The organism is Streptomyces sp. NBC_01571 (assembly GCF_026339875.1).
Lineage (GTDB): Bacteria > Actinomycetota > Actinomycetes > Streptomycetales > Streptomycetaceae > Streptomyces.
The window spans coordinates 5,788,589-5,808,060 of the sequence record NZ_JAPEPZ010000001.1 but is presented as its reverse complement, the minus strand read 5'-3'; the positions used below and the strand labels follow the sequence as shown (position 1 = coordinate 5,808,060).

Here is a 19,472-nt window from a genome sequence, read left to right as displayed (position 1 = left end):
CCGCGTGACCCACGACGCGGCCCGGCAGGCACATGCCTCCGCCCCGGCGACCCCCGCGCGGGCGCTGCTGCCGCTGATCGTCCCGGCACTCGTCGTCGGCGTCGCGGCCAGCCTTCTGTTCCTCGGGGTGAGCGCGCTCGCGGAGAGACTCCAGGGGGTGCTCTGGAACGGCCTCCCCGAGTCGCTGGGGGTCGGCCGGTACTCCGTGCTCTGGATGCTCGTCGTCCTCACCTCGACGGGCGTCCTGGTCGGTCTGGTGGTGTGGAAGGTCCCGGGCCACGCGGGCCCCGACCCGGCGACCGTCGGGCTCTCGGCGCCCCCGATGCCACCCGCCGTGCTGCCCGGCCTGCTGGTGGCGACCGCGCTGATGCTGGCCGGCGGTCCGAGTCTGGGACCGGAGAACCCGATCATCGCCACCAATATCGCACTCGCGTTCTGGCTGGGCCGCAGGCTCGCGCCACGGCTGCCCGGTGGCCTGTGGGCGGCGCTGGCCGAGGCGGCGACGATCGGCGCGCTGTTCGGGACGCCGGTCGCGGCGGCGCTGGTCATCTCCGAGGCGCTCGCCGGACAACAGCTGGACGGCAAGTTGTGGGACAACCTGTTCGGTCCGTTGACGGCCGCCGCCACGGGTGCCACGACGACCGCCCTGGTGGCCCATCCGACCTTCGAGCTCCATATGCCCCCGCTCGGACCGCCCCGCGGGGGCGACGTCCTGGCCGCGCTCGTGGTCGCCTCCGCGGCGGCGCTGCTCGGCATGGCGGCGGTCTACGCCTTCCCGTACGTCCACGGCGTCTTCTCCCGGCTCGGGCACCCGATGCTGGCGCTTCCGCTCGGCGGGCTCGTCCTCGGCCTGCTGGGCGCCCTGGGCGGTCATCTGACGCTCTTCAAGGGGCTGGCCGAGGTGGGCGAGCTGGCCAGGAACCCCGAGGGCTGGTCGGCCGGGCAGTTCGCCACGATGACGGTGGTGAAGCTCGCCGCCCTGGTCGTCGCCGCGTCCTGCGGCTTCCGGGGCGGCCGGATCTTCCCGGCCGTCTTCATCGGCGCCGCGTTCGGCCTGTTCGCCCATGCGCTCGTCCCGGCGGTCCCGCCCGCTCTCGGCGTGTCCGCGGGGGTGCTGGGCATGCTCCTCGCGATCACCCGGCAGGGCTGGATGAGTCTGTTCACGGCGGCCGTCCTGGTCGCCTCTCCCACGATCCTCGCCCTGCTGTGCATCGCCACCCTGCCGGCCTGGCTGCTGGTGACCGGCAGACCGCAGATGCAGCTCCACCAGGACGGAACCGCCGTTCGTTGACCCCACAGGACCCAGAACCCCACAGGACCCTCAGACGCGATGGGAGAGCTCATGCCGCTCCACCAAGGCTCCGAGAAGCCCGACGAGCGACCGATGTCCGTCAACCCCTTCTTCGGCGACGCGAATCCGCTCGGCGACATGACCGAGGCGCCACCCAAGCACCGGCTCCCGGACCGGCCGCTGACGCCCACGATCGCCTACCAGCTGGTCCACGACGAACTGATGCTGGACGGCAACGCACGGCTGAATCTCGCCACCTTCGTCACCACCTGGATGGAGCCGCAGGCCGGGGTGCTGATGGGGGAGTGCCTCGACAAGAACATGATCGACAAGGACGAGTACCCGCGCACCGCCGAGCTGGAGCGACGCTGCGTGGCCATGCTCGCGGACCTGTGGAACGCGCCCGATCCCGGCGCCGTCGTGGGCTGTTCCACGACCGGTTCGAGCGAGGCGTGCATGCTCGCGGGGATGGCGCTGAAGCGGCGCTGGACGCAGCGGAACGCGGACCGCTACCCGGGAGCGCGCCCCAACCTCGTCATGGGGGTGAACGTCCAGGTCTGCTGGGAGAAGTTCTGCAACTTCTGGGAGGTCGAGGCCCGCCAAGTGCCCATGGAGGGCGACCGGTTCCACCTCGACCCGCAGGCGGCGGCCGAGCTGTGCGACGAGAACACCATCGGGGTCGTCGGGATCCTCGGCTCCACCTTCGACGGGTCCTACGAGCCGATCGCGGACCTCTGCGCGGCCCTCGACCGGCTCCAGGAGCGTACGGGCCTGGACATCCCCGTCCATGTCGACGGAGCGTCCGGCGGGATGATCGCCCCCTTCCTGGACCCGGACCTGGTCTGGGACTTCCGGCTGCCGCGGGTGTCGTCGATCAACACCTCGGGGCACAAGTACGGACTCGTCTACCCGGGTGTCGGATGGGCGCTGTGGCGGTCGTCGGCCGAGCTGCCGGAGGAGCTCGTCTTCCGGGTCAACTACCTGGGCGGCGACATGCCGACCTTCGCGCTCAACTTCTCGCGGCCCGGCGCACAGGTCGCGGCGCAGTACTACACCTTCCTGCGGCTGGGCCGCGAGGGCTACCGGGCCGTCCAGCAGACGACCCGGGACCTGGCCCGCGGGCTCGCCCGACGGATCGAGGAGCTGGAGGACTTCCGCCTGATCACCCGGGGCGACCAACTGCCCGTCTTCGCCTTCACGACGGCGCCCCACGTGAGCGCTTACGACGTCTTCGACGTGTCCCGGCGCCTGCGGGAGAACGGCTGGCTGGTACCCGCGTACACCTTCCCGGCCAACCGGGAGGACCTGTCGGTGCTGCGGGTGGTGTGCCGTAACGGCTTCTCGGCGGATCTCGCCGACCTCTTCATGGAGGACCTGAGCCGGCTGGTGCCCCAACTGCGCCGTCAGCCACATCCGTGGACCCGTGACAAGCAGCGGGCGACCGGCTTCCACCACTGACGGCGCGTGCGGCGCGCGCCGTTCCCATCCCTGGGGGCTCCGCCCCCAGACCCCCGTTCGGCCTTAAGGGCCTTGTCCTCAATCGCCGGACGGGCTGGAGATGCGGGCCCACACTGGAGAGTTCGGCGCGCGCTGGGGACTTCGGCGTGCGCTGGGGACTTCGGCGTGCGCCGGGGACTTCGACCGGGCTGGAAGTGCGAGCCCGCGCTGCTGGGGCGCACTCGAAGACTGGCGCCCGGGCCACGCATTTCAGCCCGTCCGGCGTTTGAGGACGAGCCCTCCGGGCGAGCGGGGGTCCAGGGGGCGGCGGCCCCTTGGCGGGGTCCGGGGCGGAGCCCCCGGGGACGGGACGGAACGGTGCCCGCGCGCACCGTTCCGCCTGGGCGCCACGGCAGCTCTAGATACGGTCGCCGGGGTGCGGAGCCCCCGTCGCGTACGGGTTCTCCTCGCCCTCCCCCAGCACGCCGACGAAGGGCGGGCCCTCGCCCGCGAACGTGTACGCGCCGCCCTCGATCCGCTCGATGAGCCCCCGGGTCCACTGCGCTCCGGAGTCGGCGGAGTGGACCCAGAAGTTCATGATCTCGCCGATGTGGCCGAGCTGTCCGGGGCCGTCCTCGGGGGTGTAGTACTCGGTGACGGACGTGCGCCACTCCTCGATGGCGCGCACCCGCTCCCGAAGGAGCCCGAGGACCTCCGCCCGGCCGAGGTCGACCATGAAGCCGAGCGCGGCCGAGAGGATATCGGGCTTCTGGTCGTACGCGGTCAACGACCGGCGCAGCAGCGTGAGGTACTCCTCGGTGCCCGTGCCCGTGATCTCGTACTCGGTGCGCGGGGGGCCGCCCGCCGTGGACGGCGCGATCTCGTGGGCGTGCAGCAGTCCCTGCTTCGCCATCTGCTTGAGCGCGTGGTAGATCGAGCCGGGCTTGGCGTTGGACCACTCGTGCGCGCCCCAGTACTCGAGGTCGTTGCGCACCTGGTAACCGTGGGCCCGCCCGTGCTGGCGCACGGCCCCCAGCACCAGGAGACGGATCGCTGACATGCGCCCAAGGTTATGACCCGGTCACCCGCCCGCCGGCTGACGGGCCCTCCTGCTCCGCGGCCGGCAGGCCGACGGCGCTCGCGCCGTCCCCCACGATGCGCTCGTGCCGGGCCGCTCCGCGGGCGAGGTCTCCGGTTTTGCCCCTCGCCCCAGTGACGGGATACCTGGCAGACATGCGTCCACTGCGCACCTGGATGCATGTCTGCCGCGGGCTGCCCCTCTTCCGGCCTCTCTCAGAACGGGAAGAAGCTCCGCCCGTGCTGCACCGAGATCCACTTCTGGGTGGTGAAAGCCTCGACCGTCGCCTCGCCGTTGAGGCGGCCGATGCCCGAGTGCTTCTCGCCGCCGAAGGCGACCGGCGGCTCGTCGTGCACGGTGCCGTCGTTGACGTGGAACATGCCGGTGTCGATCTGCTTGGCGAAGGAGACCCCGCGCTCGACGTCGGCGGTGTGGACGGCGCCGCTGAGCCCGTACGGGGTGTCGTTGACGATGCGTACGGCCTCCTCCTCGCCGTCGAAGGGGACCAGGAGCGCGACCGGGCCGAAGATCTCCTGCCGGAGGATGCCGGAGTCGGACGGCAGGTCCGTCAGGACGGTCGGCCCGACCAGGTTGTCGGTGGTGGCGCCGTGCACGAGCGCGGTGGCGCCCTCGGCGATCGCCTGCTCGACGGCGCCCGTGATCGCGTCCGCCTGGGAGGAGTTGATGACCGGGCCGATGACCGTCCGCGGGTCGCTCGGGTCGCCCACCTTCAACGTCCTGACCTTGGCGACGAACTTCTCGGTGAACTCGTCGGCGACCGAGCGGTCCACGAGGACGCGGTTGGCGGCCATGCAGACCTGGCCCTGGTGGACGTACCGGCTGAAGACCGCCGCGTCCACGGCGTAGTCGATGTCGGCGTCGTCCAGGACCACCAGCGCGCTGTTGCCGCCGAGTTCGAGGACCGCGCTCTTGAAGTGCGAGGCGCAGACGGTGGCGACGTGCCGGCCGACCTTGTCCGAACCGGTGAAGGAGATCACCTTCGGGACGGGGTGCTCGATGAAGGCGTCGCCGATCTCCGCTATGTCGGTGATCACGACGTTGAGCAGGCCGCCGGGGAGCCCCGCGTCCTCGAAGATCTTGGCGACCAGCGAGCCGCCGACGATCGGGGTGTTCTGGTGCGGCTTCAGGACCACGCCGTTGCCCAGCGCCAGGGCCGGCGCGACGGACTTCAGGGAGAGCAGGAAGGGGAAGTTGAAGGGGCTGATCACACCGACGACACCGACGGGCAGCCGGTAGACGCGGTTCTCCTTGCCGTCGATCGGCGAGGGGAGGATCCTGCCCTCGGGCCGCAGCGCCAGCTGGATCGACTCGCGCAGGAACTCCTTGGCGAGGTAGAGCTCGAAGCCGGCCTTGAGGTGGGTGCCGCCGAGTTCGGCGATGATCACCTCGGTGATCTCCGCCTCGCGCTCCTCGACGAGACGCAGGGCCTTCTCGAAGACGGCGCGGCGCGCGTACGGGTTGACCGCGGCCCATTCCTTCTGGGCTCGCTCGGCCGCGCGGTAGGCCTCGTCGACCTCGTCCACCGTGGCTATGGTGATGGACGCCAGCTTCTCACCGTCGTACGGGTTGAAGTCGATGATGTCCCAGGAGCCGGTGCCCGGGCGCCACTCCCCGCCGATGTACTGCCGGGCCAGGTCGGTGAAGTAGGACGACATGTGCTCCCTCGATCCCCTTGCTGCCGAGGCAGACATTTCGAGTCTGAGTCAGCAGACATCCGATCAACGACTGATCAGACGTCATCGTACTTGTGCACAAAGGGAGTTGGGGGGCAGCTCGGGACAGTCCGTGAAGACTCCCCGGAGAGGACGGAGAGGCGTCCGGTGGATGCCGGGCCGAGGGTTCAGGAGAGCTGGAGCAGTCCACGGAGCAGATCGCGGCTCTCGGACGGCCCGGGGCTGTCCTGCTGCAACTGCTTCAGCGCACTCTCGTACTGGGTGACGTCCTCGCGTTTGTCCAGGTAGAGCGCGCTGGTCAGCTGCTCCAGATAGACGACGTCCGACAGATCGGACTCGGGGAAGCTCAGGATCGTGAAGGAGCCGCTCTCGCCGGAGTGGCCGCCGAAGCTGAACGGCATCACCTGGAGGCGCACGTTGGGGCGCTCCGACACCTCGATCAGATGCTGGAGCTGGCCGCGCATCACCTCGCGGTCGCCGTAGGGACGGCGCAGCGCGGCCTCGTCGAGGACGATGTGGAACTCCGGGGCCTTCTCGGAGACGAGGTACTTCTGCCGCTCCAGACGCAGCGCCACCCGCCGCTCGATGTCGGCCGCGCTCGCGCCCTTCATGCCGCGCGCGACGACCGCGTGGGCGTAGGACTCGGTCTGCAACAGGCCGTGCACGAACTGGACTTCGTACGACCGGATCAGGTGGGCCGCGCCCTCCAGGCCGACGTAGGTCGGGAACCAGCTGGGCAGCACGTCCGAGTAACTGTGCCACCAGCCCGCGACGTTGGCCTCCTTGGCGAGGGACACCAGGGAGGTGCGCTCGGCCTCGTCCGTGATGCCGTACAGCGTCAGCAGGTCCTCGACGTCGCGCGTCTTGAAGCTCACCCGTCCCAACTCCATGCGGCTGATCTTCGATTCGGAGGCACGGATCGAGTAGCCGGCCGCTTCCCTGGTGATGCCGCGCGCCTCCCGCAGGCGCCGCAGATGTGACCCCAGCAGCATGCGCCGCACCACAGAGCCGCTCGACTCACCAGCGCTCACGTTCGTCCGCCTCCCCAACCGTCTTCAGACGCCGAAGTCTGCCACTAAAACACTTCAAGCAGTACTCGTTCGATTACAGAAACGGAAAGCTTCCGAAGGCACCGCGCAGCAAAGGGGCACGCGAGGGCCAACAAGAGGGAAGAAGACGACAGAAGAAGTAGCTGGAAAAGGGGGCAAAAGACTTCAGTTCGGGCGCGTGCACGTGCATCTGCCCTTGCATCTGCTGTACGCATTCGGAACCATGGTCCCCGCGCCACCGCTGCATCGCAACGACCGCGAACACCCGGGAGTGCCTCGCATGGGGACGAATGGATCGACCATGCTCGAGCCCTTACGGCAGGGACTTCCGCCGCTCGATCCCGCGGCCGTGTCCAGCGCCGCTTCCTGTGCCCTGCCCGCACGCTACGAAGCGGTGCGCGAGGCCCGGCGGTTCACGCGCAGGACGCTGGACCAGTGGGACATGGGCGACCGCTTCGACGACGTGTGCCTGGTGGTCTCCGAACTCGTCACCAACGCGCTGCGACACGCGCTGCCCTCGGACACGCCCCGCGCGGACGACCAAGGCGCGCCCGTGCGGCTGCACTTGATGCGGTGGACCTCACGTCTGGTGTGCGCGGTGCGCGACCCCAGTCACGACAGTCCGGTGGCCGGCGATTCGGACGACTTCTCGGCGGAGTCGGGCCGGGGCCTGTTCCTGGTCGACTCGTTCGCCGACAGCTGGGGCTGGCATCCGCTCGCGGGCACCCTCAGCGGCAAGGTCGTGTGGGCGCTGTTCCGGCTCCCGCCGCACGCCCCCGCCACGGCCCCGGCCGAATGAAGAACCGCGGCGCCTTTCGGCGCCGCGGTTCTACGCGCGTTACGCGGCGCGAGGTGACGACCGCGCCGCGTTCACGGAACGGGCACTCGGTACCGGTCCGCCGGCACCCCGCCCTCAGCCCGCGATCAGGTGGTCGAACTCGCCGTCCTTGATGCCCAGGAGCATCGCCTCGATCTCGGCGCGGGTGTAGACGAGCGCCGGCCCCTCGGGGAACCGCGAGTTCCGCACGGCCACGTCACCCCCCGGCAGCCTCGCGAACTCCACGCAGGATCCCTGCGAGTTGCTGTGTCTGCTCTTCTGCCAGGCCACCCCGGTCAGCTCTGTCGCAGCCATGCCGTTGTACACGTCATCCACGTCGCACACGTCGTGGTCCACAGGTCGCTCCCCGGTCGTGCAGTGGCCGATGTGGCCATTGATGCAGTGGCCAACTGCCCCGGATCATAGCTCTGTTCATGTGCAGATGCATGAGCAGATGCACGTGCACGGGGGGTGGTCCCACGGTTACAGCTTTTACCGGCCTTTGACTACTGCCTGCTGTCCGCTTGACTACGGCCTGCTGCCCGCCGGGCCGCCGACGGCCCCTCGCCTGCCCCGGAAGTCGCCCGACACACGACCTCCGCCCCCCGTGCATGCTCGTCCGCCCCGGCATCCGTACGGGTTCGCCCGGGTCGAATCCCTATGTACTAGGAACAGACGCAGGGCGAGCCTTTCGAGTTTCAACGTTCGGCTTCAACGTCCGGTTTTCAACCTCCGGCCCAGGACCCGGTCGGCGGCAGGTGCGGCGGTACGGCCGCGATGCCCTCTCCCCCGCGTTCCCGTTCGCACACACCAGCTCCCCCTCCCGTCCCTACAGTCGCACGGCCGACCCCACCGTCGCGGAGCCCCTCACCGTCGCGGAGGAACCTCTTCGGCAGGTCGGCGCTCTCGCGGTCGGGGCGGCCCGACGCCGTCGCCGTACGCGGTCTCGCCCGCGGTCCAGCACCTAGGGGTGGGACGGGGCAGGGCCCCGTCTCCCTGCGCGCGGGCCGCGGACCGGATCTCCGGGACGGAATAGCGATCACGCCGGAGCCACTTCCAGGCCATCGCGCCACCAGGCCACCGGGCCCGTCGAGCCCGCAGGCCCACTCGGTGCGGCGGCGGGTGCCGCCGGCCTCCCGGACGGCCCCGGAGGGAACGGACCCGACCCGGCCCGACCGGATAGGACCGGACCGCTCAGGACATCCGTACGTACTCCGCACGACTCGCCCGAGGCGTTCACGCATGCTCCTGGTAGCTTGCTGCGGTCGTTCCGGCGACCCCAGCGACACCACCACCCTTGGGGGCTTCAGTGACATCGGCGACTTCGGCGATCCTCCCGCGTCGGCGGGTCCGGACCGCGGCCACCGCCATGCTCGTGGCCGCGGGTCTGGCGGGCGCGCTCGCGCTGACCGGCTGCAGCAGCGACGACTCCGGCTCCTCCAGTCCGGGATCCGCGGACAAGACCGCGAGCACCGGCGCGTCCGGGACCGGCGGCACGGGCGGGGATGCGAGCACCTCGCCCACCGCCAAGGCCGGACTCGAGGGCAGTTGGCTGGCCACCACAGGCGGCAAAGCGGTGGCGCTGGTGATCACCGGGAAGCAGGCCGGGCTCTTCGCGACGGGCGGCACCGTGTGCAGCGGTACGGCCGGGGAGGAGTCGGGCATGCGGATGATCCACCTCACCTGCGCGGACGGAAACAAGCAGCGCGCCACGGGCATGGTCGACTCCGTCAACGCCACGACGCTCAAGGTCACCTGGTCGGGCGGTCTCGGCAAGGAGTCGTACACGAAGGCCCAGGGCGGCAAGCTGCCGTCGGGGCTGCCGACGGCGAGCCTGGGGTCCTGAACCCCCGCCCACGGCTCCCGCCTGCGCACTTGCGGGCCCCGCCCCCGAACGGGACGTCGATCTCCCCATGTTCCGCGGCTCCGTGCCGGACGCCCGCGGGCCCGCCCCGTTCGACGTTCAGGTGATTCTCCGGGTGCCAGTCGCACGGACGACGCGCCGGAGCGGGGGGTCGCGCGACACTCACCCCCCGGTCTGCGTGATGATCGGTGTGCACCGTCACGAACCCAGGGGGAAACCCATGCGCGCCCTTCCGATCGCCGTCGTCACCGCCGCGGCGGCCCTCATGCTGACCGCCTGCGACAGCGGCGGTGCCGACAAGAAGGATTCCGGCGGCTCCACGGCGACCTCGGCCTCCTCCAGCGTCTGCGCGATCGACCGGATCGACTTCGAGGTCGGCCCCGCCAACACCGCCCCGGCCGCCGGGGACACCGGCAACGTGCCCGTCACGCTCACCAACCACGGCGAGGAGTGCACCCTCACGGGCTTCCCCGGCATCGAGCTGCACGACAGCACCCGGGGAACGGAGGTCTTCGCGGACAAGTCGGCGAAGCCGCAGAAGATGACCCTGGCGAAGGACGGCACCGCCTCCTTCACGATCACCTACGTGCGGGGCAAGGCGGGCGACGCGAAGAGCCTCGCCGCGACCTCGCTGAAGATCAGCCTGCCCGGTGCCAAGGACGCCCAGCGCTTCAAGTGGTCGTACGGCCCCCTCGCGGGCAAGACCGGGCCGGACGACCTGAACGCCTCCGTGAGCACCTTCCAGGCGGCCGGCGACTGACCGATCAGCCGCTCGCAGGGCCCGCCGGCCGTCGCCTCATCGCAGCGGCGGCCGGGCTCTGACCTGGGCCCGGTCCGCCGCGGCGGCCCCTTCCTGCCACCCGGCCGCGTCGTCCACCCCGCGCAGCCGGGTGGTGACGGTGTCCGGGAACATCTGTTCCATGTGGTCGGTGACCGCCACCTCGCGGGCCGCCAGGACGGGCAGCAGCTCCCCCTCCGACGACGCGACCTGCCCCTCGGCGGCCGTCGCGAGCCGGTCTCCGATGCGATGGGCGTACGCGGCGAGGAACGACTGCCGGAACGTCTTCGTACGCTTCCGCCCGCCGGCCCGCTGCGCCGCCTCCGCCTTCGCCATCGCGGTGGTGGCCTGCACGAGCAGCGAGGTGTAGAGGAGTTCGACCGCCTCCAGGTCGGGTTCGAAGCCGACGACGGTCGAGAAGGCGAGGGGCTCGTTCCACACGGCACGGCAGCGGTTCGCTCCGGCCACCGCGTCGAGCAGTACCGCCTTGGCCGTCTCGTACGGCGGCTCGACACCGATGCGGCAGGCGCCGGGCGCGTCCTTGGCGTGCGTGCGGGCCGCGAGCAGTGCCTCGTCGATGCTGTGCCGCGCCATCAGCTCCTGGGCCTTGGCGCTCAGTGCCTCCGCCTCCTCCGGGAAGCCGGTCGCCTCGGCCTTGGCGAGCAGGGCGCGGATGCGGGTGAGCATCCGGGAGTCCTGCGGCGCGTCCTGCCGGGGCGGGTCCAACGGCTCGATGGCGGGCAGCCGCAGCAACAGCCGGTACAGCTCCAGCACGGTGGTGGCGTGTGTGAAGCGGTCGGCGCGCGGCGGCCCGGCGGCCGCGTCCAGTTCGTCGAGCTGAGCCGCCCAGCGCGGGCCCCGGGGTGTCCGGTCCTCCCGCAGGATCAGGGCCGACACCAGGCCCACGTGTACGTCGTCCAGTTCGCGCCGCACGATCCGTACGACGTCGGCGGGCTGCCAGCCGCGGCGCCAGGCGGCGGCGACGAACTCCGTGCCGCGCAGGGCGAGTTCGGCGTCCGCCGCGGGATCGGCGGCGAGCAGCGAGGCGCCCGTGTCGAGGGCCGCGTCGGTGTCGGCGTAGAGGGCGGCCCCGAAGGCACGCTCCACGGTGCTGGGCGTCGTACTGCTGCTCATCCTCCGATCGTGCCACGCGCTCCGGGGTCCCCTCCGGGGCAGGTGCCGTCGGGCTTCCGTCACGCGAAAAAAGTATCCACACCCTGTGGACAACGTTTCCCCGCGGATTCTCCCCAGCTGTTCGCCCGAGCCTTCCCCGGACGAGGGCGCGCGAGATGTCAACTTCGGGTTGACACCCCTCCACTGTCAACTTACGGTTGACACATGACGACGAACCCACTCGGCACGCCATCCGTACGCCTCGACGACCTCATCGAGGCCATCAAGAAGGTCCACACCGACGCGCTCGACCAGCTCCAGGACGCGGTGATCGCCGCGGACCACCTCGGCGACGTCGCCGACCATCTGATCGGGCACTTCGTGGACCAGGCCCGGCGTTCGGGCGCGTCCTGGACGGACATCGGCAGGAGCATGGGGGTCACCCGGCAGGCGGCGCAGAAGCGGTTCGTCCCGAAGGCGGAGTCGGACCTCGACCCCAGCCAGGGCTTCGGCCGCTACACACCGCGCGCCCGGAACGTGGTCATGGCCGCGCACGCCGAGGCCAAGACCTCGGGCAACGCCGAAGGCCTCCCCGAACACCTGGTCCTCGGTCTGCTCGCCGAGCCCGGGGGGCTCGCAGCGCTCGCGATCACCGCGCAGGGCGTGACCCTGGAGGCGCTCCGTGAGGCGGCGACCGCGGCGCTCCCGCCGGCCGCCGCCGAGGTCCCGGAGCTCGTCCCCTATGGCCCCGCCGCGAAGAAGGTCCTCGAACTCACCTTCCGCGAGGCCCTCCGCCTCGGCCACAACTACATCGGCACCGAACACATCCTCCTGGCCCTCCTGGAGCACGAGAACGGCCAGGGGGTGCTCAGCGACGCCGGCGTCACCAAGCAGGCGACCGAGGCCCACGTCGCCCGCGCGCTGGCGGACCTCACCGAGGCGCCGTAACCGGCCGAGTCGTCGCGGCGCGGCATCCGGCCGAGTCGTCGCGGCGCGGCGTCCGGCCGCGCCGTCGGGGCGGCCCCGACCAGCCGCGTCGCCCCGACCAGCCGAGTCGTCGCGACGGCGTTGTCAGACCCTCCTGCGAGACTCGGCATCATGAGCGACCGGTGGGCTGTCGGACCGGCCGAGGACGGCGGCGCGGAGCTCGCCCCCCTCGGACCCGACGGGCTGCCCGTGGGACCGGTGCGCAGGGAGGCCGATCTCGTCGAGGCCGTGCGGGCCCGGCCCGACGTGGTCCGGTGGGTCTGGCGGTCCACGGCCGGCGTCCACCCACGCCTGCTCGCCGCCGGGGTGCGCGTGGAGCGGTGCTACGACATCGAGGCCGCCGAGAACCTGCTGCTCGGCCACGAGGGCCGGCTCGGCGAACCCCGCGCGGCGGCCGCCGCGCTGGCCAGGCTGCGCGGCGGGCCCGTGCCACCGGACCCCCCGCAGCGCTCCGCCGAGCCCGGCTCGCAGTCGTCCCTCTTCGAGCCCCGCCCGGTCCACCTCCCCCTGGAAGACCTCATCGAGGTGTACGCGGAGCAGCGGCGCCGCCATGCGGCCACCGCCCACCCCGAGCGCATGCACCTGCTCACCACCGCCGAGTCGGCGGGCATGCTGGTGGCGGCGGAGATGAACGCGACGGGACTGCCGTGGCGCGCGGACGTCCACCGCGAGCTGTTGCGCGAGATGCTCGGCGAGCGGTACGCGGGCGGCGGCGAGCCCCGCCGCCTCGCCGAGCTCACGGACGAGGTCTCGGCGGCCTTCGGCAGACGGGTCAGACCCGACCTGCCCGCCGACGTCGTCAAGGCCTTCGCGCAGGCCGGGATCAAGGTCGGGTCCACCCGGCGGTGGGAGCTCGAATCGGTCGACCATCCCGCCGTGCGGCCCCTGCTCGCCTACAAGAAGCTGTACCGGATCTGGGTGGCCCACGGCTGGTCCTGGCTGCAGGACTGGGTGCGCGACGGACGCTTCCGCCCCGAGTACCTCCCGGGCGGCACGGTCACCGGACGCTGGGTGACCAACGGCGGGGGCGCGCTCCAGATCCCCAAGGTCATCCGCCGTGCCGTCGTCGCCGACCCCGGCTGGCGACTCGTGGTGGCCGACGCCGACCAGATGGAGCCGCGGGTACTGGCCGCGATCTCCCGCGACCCCGGCCTGATGGAGGTCGCGGGCCGGGAGGGCGACCTCTACCAGGCGGTGTCGGACCGGGCCTTCGCCGGCGACCGCGACCAGGCCAAGCTCGCCGTCCTCGGCGCGGTGTACGGGCAGACGTCGGGCGACGGCCTGAAGAACCTGGCCGCACTGCGCCGCCGCTTCCCCAAGGCGGTGGCGTACGTGGACGACGCCGCCCGCGCGGGCGAGGAGGGCCGCCTCGTACGGACCTGGCTGGGCCGGACCAGCCCCCCGGCCGCCGGTGCCTCCGACCGGGCGTCGGAGGAGGCGGGCCTCCCCCAGGACGAGCCCGCCGAGGCACTCGGCGACCAGGGCTGGGTGCCCGGGTACGCCTCCTCCAACTCCCGCGCCCGCGGCCGTTTCGCACGCAACTTCGTCGTCCAGGGCAGCGCCGCCGACTGGGCGCTGCTGCTGCTCGCCGCCCTCCGCCGCGCCTGCGCCGGCCTCGCCGCCGAGCTGGTCTTCTTCCAGCACGACGAGGTGATCGTGCACTGCCCGGCCGAGGAGGCGGACGTGGTCGTGGCGGCCGTCCGGGAGGCCGCGGAGCTGGCGGGCAGGCTGACGTTCGGCGAGACACCGGTCCACTTCCCCTTCACGACCGCGGTCGTGGAGTGCTACGCGGACGCGAAGTAGCTACGCCTCCTGGAGAAGCTCCCGCAGCTCCCCCACCACCGAGGTGTCCCTGCCGTCCAGCGCCTCCAGCGCCGCCCTCCACTGTGCGTACGCCCCCTCGGCGTCCCCCCGGGTGCGCAGCAGCAGTCCGCGCTGGTGCCGCGCCAGACCGCCGGTGAACTGGTCGGCGCGCCGATCGGCACGGCACAGCAGCAGCTCGCACTCCAGCGCGGCCCGCTCGCAGTGCCCCACCCCGCGCAGCGCGCGCACCAGCCCGAGCCGGGTCTGCGACTCCCCGTGCCAGTCGTCGTGCCCCCCGAGGATGCGCAGGCTCTCCTCGAAGTGCGGTACGGCGGCGGCCGGTTCCCCGAGGGTGAGGTGCGCGTACCCGATGTTGCAGTGCGCCGAGTGCCGGATGATCACGTCATCCATCACGTCGCCGATCGCGAGGCTGCGCTTGTGGTGGTCGATGGCGGCGCGGGCGTCGGTGTGCTCGTACAGGTTGCCGAGATGGCTGTAGGTGATGGCCTCCGTGTGCGGGTCGCCCAGCTCCCGGGAGAGTTCCAGGCTCATCAGCAGGGCCTCGCTGGACTCCACGTACCGGCCGAGCCCCTCCAGGAGCATGCCGCGGTTGTTCAGACCGCGCCGCACCCACGACAGCACCCCGAGCCGCCGCCAGATCGCCAGCGCCTCGTCGTTCAGGGTGAGCGCCTCGCCCGCCCGCCCCGTCATGAAGTGCAGCCCCGCGAGGTCGCCGAGCGCGTACGCCTGCGCGGCCTCGTCCCCGAGCCGCCGCGCCGCGCCCAGCGCCGTCCGCAGGAGCACCTCCGACTCCGCGACCCGGCCGCTGCGCTGGAGGTAGGGGTTGAGCAGCCGCACCAGCACCGGCACATACGCGGACACCTCCGCGTACCGCTCCACCAGCGTCATCACGTTCTCCAGCTCCAGATCGCCCCAGGCGAAGGCGTCCTTGGCGGAGCGGAACGGCGGTGTGGCGGCGGCGTCGGCCGTGTGCGCGGCCGGCTGCGTGGCCGTCGGCCGGCTGCGGTCCGCGCGGTCGAGCCCCGCCTCGACGATCACTTCGAGCGAGCGGGCGGCGACTCCGGCGTACCAGCGCAGGGCACGCTCGGAGACGCAGGGACCCTCGCTCACCCCGCCCGTCCTGTCCGCTCCGTCAGCGCCGGCTGCTTCGTCGGCCGCCTCCGCCGGCCCTGGCGTCTCGGTCGCTCCTGCTGTCTCCGTCGACCCTGTTGCGCCAGGTGTCCCTGGTGCCTCTCTCGTTCCCGTCGTCGTCGTCGTTCCCGCGATCTCCCGGGCGAAGTCGCGGACGAGGTCGTGGGGTGCGTAGCGGGCGTACGCCGTCTCCTCCAGGAGGGCGACGTCGACGAGGCGGTCGAGCGCGGCCTCGGCGCGGTGTTCGGCGATGCCGGAAAGCCGGGCGAGCAGGGGCGCACCGTAGACGGGCAGGTCGAGCGCCCCGATGCTGCACAGGGCGCGCGCCGCGTCCCGGTCGGCCTCGCGGTCCGAGGCGCGCAGCGCGTCATGGGCCACGGCGAGGGACCTGCGAACGCTCAGGTCGTCGTACTCCAGATGACGCAACCTGCCTTCCGTGTCGGTCAGTTGATCGGCAAGTGCGTCCGGGGTGAGCGCCCGGCGCGCGGCGAGGCGGGCCGCGACGACGCGCAGGGCGAGCGGGAGCCGACCGGTGAGTTCGACGAGCGGGTGCCCGCCGTCGAGGCCGTCGCGGCGTCCGGAGACCGCGCGCAGCAGCGCCGCGCTGTCCTCGTCCGACAGCGGTGCGAGCGGGAAACGGTGTGCGCCGTCCAGCACCGTGAGCGGCGAACGGCTCGTCACGATCACCGCGCACCCGGCGCCCGCCGGCAGCAGCGGCCGTACCTGAGCGGCGTGCGCGGCGTCGTCCAGCACCATCAGGGTGCGCGTCGGGGCCAGCGTCGAACGGAGCAACGCGGCTGCCGCGTCAGGGAGTTCGGGGATACGGCGCGACTCGACGCCGAGGTCGCGCAGCAGCGCCGCGAGCGCCTGACCGGGCGAGAGCGGGGTCATTCCAGGGGTGGCCCCGTGCAGGTTGACGTACAGCTGGCCGTCAGGGAAACGTTCCCGCAGTCCGTGGGCCACGTGTAGCGCCAGCGCGCTCTTGCCGACCCCGGCCATGCCGCTGATGACGGCCACGGCGGGAACGGGCAGGCGCAACCGCCGGTCCGTGTCCAGGACCAGGCCCAGTTCGTCGCGTACGTCGCCGCGTCCGGTGAAGTGGGCCGGAGGCGGTGGGAGTTGGGCAGGACGGGGGGAAACCGGCTGCGCCGGTGCGGCCGGTACGTCTCCGTCCGCGCAGGGGGCCTGACCGATGTCGCCGGCCCCGTCCACTCCGCCCGATGCGCCGGCCCTGCCCGATGCGCCGGCCCTGCCCGATCCGCCTTCGCCGCTCGATGCGCCTGCTCTGCTCGATCCGCTTGTTCTCCGTGGTCCGCCCGACCTGCCTGACCCGGCCGGCGTACCCGCACTGTCCTTTCCGCCCGTGCCGGCTGTTCCGGCCCTGCCGCCCGACCCGGCGGATCCGACTGATCCGACTGACACGCCGGGCTCGCGGTCGCGCAGGATCTCCAGATGTGCCTCTCGCACGGCGGGGCCCGGCTCGACCCCGAGTTCCTCGATCAGACGGGCCCGCAGGTCGCGGTGGACGGCCAGGGCCTCGGCCTGACGACCAGTGCGGTGCAGCACGAGCATCAGCAGCCGGTGAAAGGCCTCCCGCAACGGGTGCTCCGCGACCAGAGCGGCCAACTCGGGTGCGAGGCCGGCCAGTCGGGCATGCCCGAAGACGCCCGCGTCCGCGGGGTTCGTGGAGCTCCCGAAGCCACCCACGTCCGCGGAGTTCGTGGAGCTCCCGAAGCCGTCCTCGCCCACGGAGTTCATGGAACTCCCGAAGCCGTCCTCGCCCGCGGAGTTGGTGGAGCTCACGGAACCACTCGCGTCCGCAAAGCTCGGGGAGTTCCCGGAAGCACGTGTCTCCCCGGTGCCCTCCGCACCCCCCGAAGTCCCCACCGCTCCCCCGCCACGGCCACCGCCGGCGCGCCCACCGCTTCCGGCGATCGGCGGCGCGAGCCACAACTCGGCCTCGTAGCGCCACTCCAGGAGCAGCAGCCGCGCCTCCTCCAGGCGCTGGACGAGGGCGTGCCCGCCGAGCTCGGGCCGGACTCCGCCGAGCGGGGTGCCGCGCCACAGCGCGAGCGCCGCCAGTGCCTCGCGCAGCGCCCGTGCGCCGTCCCGCCCGGCATGCGCGGCACGCGCCGCCGTGACGTGGGACTCGAAGACGCGGACATCGAGCTCGCCCTCGCCGACCCGCAGCAGATACCCCGGCGGTACGGCCCGCAGCCGCTCCGGATCGTCGAGGAGCCGACGCAGCCGGGTGACGTGGTTCTGCAGTGAGGCCTGTGCGGACGCGGGCGGTGATCCACCCCACAGCGCGTCCTTGAGCGCGTCGACCGAGACGACCCGGCCCGGCTCCAGCAGCAGCGCCACCAGCAGGGCACGCATCTTGCCGCCGCCGATCGACCCGACCTCGCCGTCGGCGTCGTACAGGACCGGTGGACCCAGCAGCCCGAACCGCAGCCCGTACCGCATAGCCCGCCCACTGCCTTCCCACGCGACCGTCCGGCCGTGCCCCTGGCGACTTCGCACCGACCGACTCCCGGTTCCGGCGGAACCGTTGGCCGGTTCCCGAGGGACCCGTTGGCCACATGTTAGCGATCCGTTGGCGCGGCCTGATGGGATCAGTGCATCGGATCTGGCCCGACGGTGCGCGCGTACGACGCGTAACTCGGGGGAGTGTCGCCGCCGTGGCCGGATCCGGGGACAGAGAGGGCCCTGGTCGTCGGAGGTGAACGACCGGGGCCTTCGTCCTTCCCGGCGCCCATCGAACCGTCAGATGACGGGCGGGCGTCCGAGCCGCGTGAGCCGCCACACCGTCCGCCACCGCATCGGCTGCCGTCGGCCGCCGGACTCGCGCAGGCCTTCCGCGAAGCCGCCGAACCAGGCCCGCAGCCCGCCGAGCGACCGCGTCCGTACGAGTGTGAGCAGCACCCAGATCCCCAGGTGCACGGGGATGAGCGCGAAGGGCAGTCGGCGGCGGGTGAGCCAGACGCGGTTGCGGGCGGTGACCCGGTAGTAGATGGCGTGCCGCGCGGGTGAGGTCTTCGGGTGCTGGAGCAGCAGTTCGGGCTCGTACAGCACGGTCCACCCGGCGTCGATGGCACGCCAGGCCATGTCGGTCTCCTCATGGGCGAAGAAGAACTCGGCGGGCCAGTCACCGATCTCGGCGACCATGGGCATCGACAGCGCGTGCCCGCCGCCGAGGAACCCGGTGACCGGGCCACCCCGCATCGGGTCCTTCGCCCCGACCCGGGGCACGTGCCGGCGCTGGGTCTCCCCGTTCTCGTCGGCGATCCGGAAGCCGACGATGCCGAGGTGCGGGTCGGCGGCGTACAGGTCACGGACCTTGCGCAGCACATCCGCGTCGACCAGCAGCCCGTCGTCGTCGAGCTCGACCACGACGTCCACGTCCCCGAACTCCGCGAGCCTGGCCAGGCCCACGTTCCGGCCGCCCGGGCAGCCGAGGTTCTCGTCGACCTCGATGGTGGTCACCTCGCCGGGCAGCCCGAGCCGCTCGGCGAAGTCGGGCAGCGGACACCCGTTCCCGACGATCACGATCCGGGCGGGCGCGACGTCCTGCTTGGCCACCGAGGTGAGCAGCGCGTCGACCTCGACGGGCCGATTCCCCATCGTCACGACGGCAACGGCGATCCGTGGACCCTCCGGCACGACACCACTCCATCCCAGGCCGACAACACTGCCCGCGATGCTAACCGTTCACCGGGCGTATCCCTCAGGTACGCCGTCTTTCCTCGCCCCGTATGCGGTTCCTCACGCCGTTCGCGGCTCCCCGCCCCGTACGGCCCTCGGTCCCGGCACCGGCCGCAGCCGCCGCCCGGCCCTTGTCGGAGCTCTCCCCGGCCGGCCGGCCGCGCGGTCGGGAGCGAACCTACGCGGCGCGGGGACCGCGGGACGGGAGCACACCCGGCGTCCGGCCGACTCTTACCAGCTCTTACCGGACACCCACGTGTCCTCAGGCGGCGTACGCGCCCCGCACCTCGAAGTGCTCGACGGCGGGCGGGGCGGCCAGCCAGTCCTTGAGGGCCGCCTGGAACTCGCGGAACTCCTGGATCTCGGGAAGCGGATTCCCGATCCCGTCCGCGATCTCCAGTTCCGCGAGGTAGGTGACCCCGTCGGCCAGCCGGTACGAGGCGTACCGCACGCCCTTGGGCCGCGCGGCCTCGATCGCGGTGAACATCCTCCGCAGCGCCGCTTCGAGCTCGTCGACACACTCGGGCTTCACCGTGGCACGCACCATCAGAACGGCCATGTCGTCATCTCCTTCTCGTCCCTGTCACACCTGTCACACCTGTCACACCCCCACCGGGTCGCAGGGGTGGCGCCTCCCTCTTGACGCACCCCGGGGTGGATGTGTGACCGGCGCCGGCATCTTCGGGAGCTCACCGTGTCGTCCA

Annotated in this window: 15 protein-coding genes; 7 read left to right on the top strand and 8 right to left on the bottom strand. The window is 72.0% G+C overall.

What is annotated here, in order from left to right:
• The first annotated feature begins 4 nt into the window (after positions 1–4).
• Together OHB41_RS26260 and gad are read left to right on the top strand one after the other, a co-directional pair.
• Positions 5–1,291: an ion channel protein gene (locus OHB41_RS26260; RefSeq protein WP_266700626.1), complete on the top strand. Its 1,287-nt coding sequence runs from the start codon at positions 5–7 to the stop codon at positions 1,289–1,291.
• Between the two features lie 51 nt (positions 1,292–1,342).
• Positions 1,343–2,749, top strand: coding sequence for a glutamate decarboxylase (gene gad, locus OHB41_RS26255; protein ID WP_266700625.1), 1,407 nt, complete (start codon positions 1,343–1,345; stop codon positions 2,747–2,749).
• Between the two features lie 397 nt (positions 2,750–3,146).
• Here the strand turns inward: gad and OHB41_RS26250 are convergent, their stop codons facing one another.
• The 3 genes from OHB41_RS26250 to OHB41_RS26240 all read right to left on the bottom strand — a co-directional run bounded on the left by OHB41_RS26250 (position 3,147) and on the right by OHB41_RS26240 (position 6,504).
• Positions 3,147–3,788 (bottom strand): PadR family transcriptional regulator, encoded by a 642-nt coding sequence (locus tag OHB41_RS26250; protein ID WP_266700624.1) that lies wholly within the window; start codon positions 3,786–3,788, stop codon positions 3,147–3,149.
• 233 nt (positions 3,789–4,021) lie between these two features.
• A complete protein-coding gene (locus OHB41_RS26245; protein WP_266700623.1) occupies positions 4,022–5,482 on the bottom strand; it encodes an aldehyde dehydrogenase family protein in 1,461 nt (486 codons plus the stop codon).
• Between the two features lie 185 nt (positions 5,483–5,667).
• The gene (locus tag OHB41_RS26240; RefSeq protein ID WP_502976826.1) at positions 5,668–6,504 is read right to left on the bottom strand and encodes a Sco1979 family transcriptional regulator; all 837 of its coding nucleotides are present in this window, start codon (positions 6,502–6,504) and stop codon (positions 5,668–5,670) included.
• Positions 6,505–6,829: 325 nt separating this feature from the next.
• On the opposite strand from OHB41_RS26240, the gene OHB41_RS26235 reads away from it, so the two are divergent.
• Complete coding sequence (locus OHB41_RS26235; RefSeq protein WP_266700622.1) at positions 6,830–7,348, top strand: ATP-binding protein; 519 nt, start codon at positions 6,830–6,832, stop codon at positions 7,346–7,348.
• Positions 7,349–7,462: 114 nt separating this feature from the next.
• Here OHB41_RS26235 and OHB41_RS26230 read toward each other — a convergent pair whose 3' ends face one another.
• A complete protein-coding gene (locus OHB41_RS26230) occupies positions 7,463–7,723 on the bottom strand; it encodes a DUF397 domain-containing protein (RefSeq protein ID WP_153289320.1) in 261 nt (86 codons plus the stop codon).
• Positions 7,724–8,675: 952 nt separating this feature from the next.
• Here OHB41_RS26230 and OHB41_RS26225 point away from each other — a divergent pair.
• Positions 8,676–9,212, top strand: coding sequence for a hypothetical protein (locus OHB41_RS26225; protein WP_526024965.1), 537 nt, complete (start codon positions 8,676–8,678; stop codon positions 9,210–9,212).
• A 238-nt stretch (positions 9,213–9,450) separates the two neighbouring features.
• On the top strand, positions 9,451–9,990 hold the full coding sequence (locus OHB41_RS26220; RefSeq protein ID WP_266700621.1) for a DUF4232 domain-containing protein: 540 nt from the start codon (positions 9,451–9,453) through the stop codon (positions 9,988–9,990).
• A gap of 36 nt (positions 9,991–10,026) precedes the next feature.
• Here the strand turns inward: OHB41_RS26220 and OHB41_RS26215 are convergent, their stop codons facing one another.
• Entirely contained in the window at positions 10,027–11,142 is a 1,116-nt protein-coding gene (locus tag OHB41_RS26215) for a DUF2786 domain-containing protein (protein WP_266700620.1), read from the bottom strand.
• A gap of 204 nt (positions 11,143–11,346) precedes the next feature.
• Between OHB41_RS26215 and OHB41_RS26210 the strand changes: the two genes are divergently transcribed.
• Positions 11,347–12,069 carry a Clp protease N-terminal domain-containing protein gene (locus OHB41_RS26210; RefSeq protein ID WP_266700619.1) on the top strand — a complete coding sequence of 241 codons (723 nt, stop codon included), beginning with the start codon at positions 11,347–11,349 and terminating at the stop codon, positions 12,067–12,069.
• A gap of 150 nt (positions 12,070–12,219) precedes the next feature.
• Entirely contained in the window at positions 12,220–13,911 is a 1,692-nt protein-coding gene (locus tag OHB41_RS26205; RefSeq protein WP_266700618.1) for a bifunctional 3'-5' exonuclease/DNA polymerase, read from the top strand.
• Here the strand turns inward: OHB41_RS26205 and OHB41_RS26200 are convergent, their stop codons facing one another.
• The 3 genes from OHB41_RS26200 to OHB41_RS26190 form a co-directional block, all read right to left on the bottom strand.
• Complete coding sequence (locus OHB41_RS26200; protein ID WP_266706133.1) at positions 13,912–17,529, bottom strand: AfsR/SARP family transcriptional regulator; 3,618 nt, start codon at positions 17,527–17,529, stop codon at positions 13,912–13,914.
• 300 nt (positions 17,530–17,829) lie between these two features.
• Positions 17,830–18,687 (bottom strand): glycosyltransferase family 2 protein, encoded by an 858-nt coding sequence (locus OHB41_RS26195; protein ID WP_526025061.1) that lies wholly within the window; start codon positions 18,685–18,687, stop codon positions 17,830–17,832.
• A gap of 343 nt (positions 18,688–19,030) precedes the next feature.
• On the bottom strand, positions 19,031–19,327 hold the full coding sequence (locus tag OHB41_RS26190) for an ABM domain-containing protein (RefSeq protein WP_266700616.1): 297 nt from the start codon (positions 19,325–19,327) through the stop codon (positions 19,031–19,033).
• Positions 19,328–19,472 lie beyond the last annotated feature (145 nt).

What these genes read in the sequence shown, in the direction of transcription:
- gad (WP_266700625.1), top strand. Translation starts at nt 1,343, where the DNA reads ATGCCGCTCCACCAAGGCTCCGAGAAGCCCGACGAGCGACCGATGTCC.
- OHB41_RS26250 (WP_266700624.1), bottom strand. Translation starts at nt 3,788, where the DNA reads ATGTCAGCGATCCGTCTCCTGGTGCTGGGGGCCGTGCGCCAGCACGGG.
- OHB41_RS26245 (WP_266700623.1), bottom strand. Translation starts at nt 5,482, where the DNA reads ATGTCGTCCTACTTCACCGACCTGGCCCGGCAGTACATCGGCGGGGAG.
- OHB41_RS26235 (WP_266700622.1), top strand. Translation starts at nt 6,830, where the DNA reads ATGGGGACGAATGGATCGACCATGCTCGAGCCCTTACGGCAGGGACTT.
- OHB41_RS26220 (WP_266700621.1), top strand. Translation starts at nt 9,451, where the DNA reads ATGCGCGCCCTTCCGATCGCCGTCGTCACCGCCGCGGCGGCCCTCATG.
- OHB41_RS26215 (WP_266700620.1), bottom strand. Translation starts at nt 11,142, where the DNA reads ATGAGCAGCAGTACGACGCCCAGCACCGTGGAGCGTGCCTTCGGGGCC.
- OHB41_RS26210 (WP_266700619.1), top strand. Translation starts at nt 11,347, where the DNA reads ATGACGACGAACCCACTCGGCACGCCATCCGTACGCCTCGACGACCTC.
- OHB41_RS26205 (WP_266700618.1), top strand. Translation starts at nt 12,220, where the DNA reads ATGAGCGACCGGTGGGCTGTCGGACCGGCCGAGGACGGCGGCGCGGAG.
- OHB41_RS26200 (WP_266706133.1), bottom strand. Translation starts at nt 17,529, where the DNA reads ATGCGGTACGGGCTGCGGTTCGGGCTGCTGGGTCCACCGGTCCTGTAC.
- OHB41_RS26195 (WP_526025061.1), bottom strand. Translation starts at nt 18,687, where the DNA reads ATGGGGAATCGGCCCGTCGAGGTCGACGCGCTGCTCACCTCGGTGGCC.
- OHB41_RS26190 (WP_266700616.1), bottom strand. Translation starts at nt 19,327, where the DNA reads ATGGCCGTTCTGATGGTGCGTGCCACGGTGAAGCCCGAGTGTGTCGAC.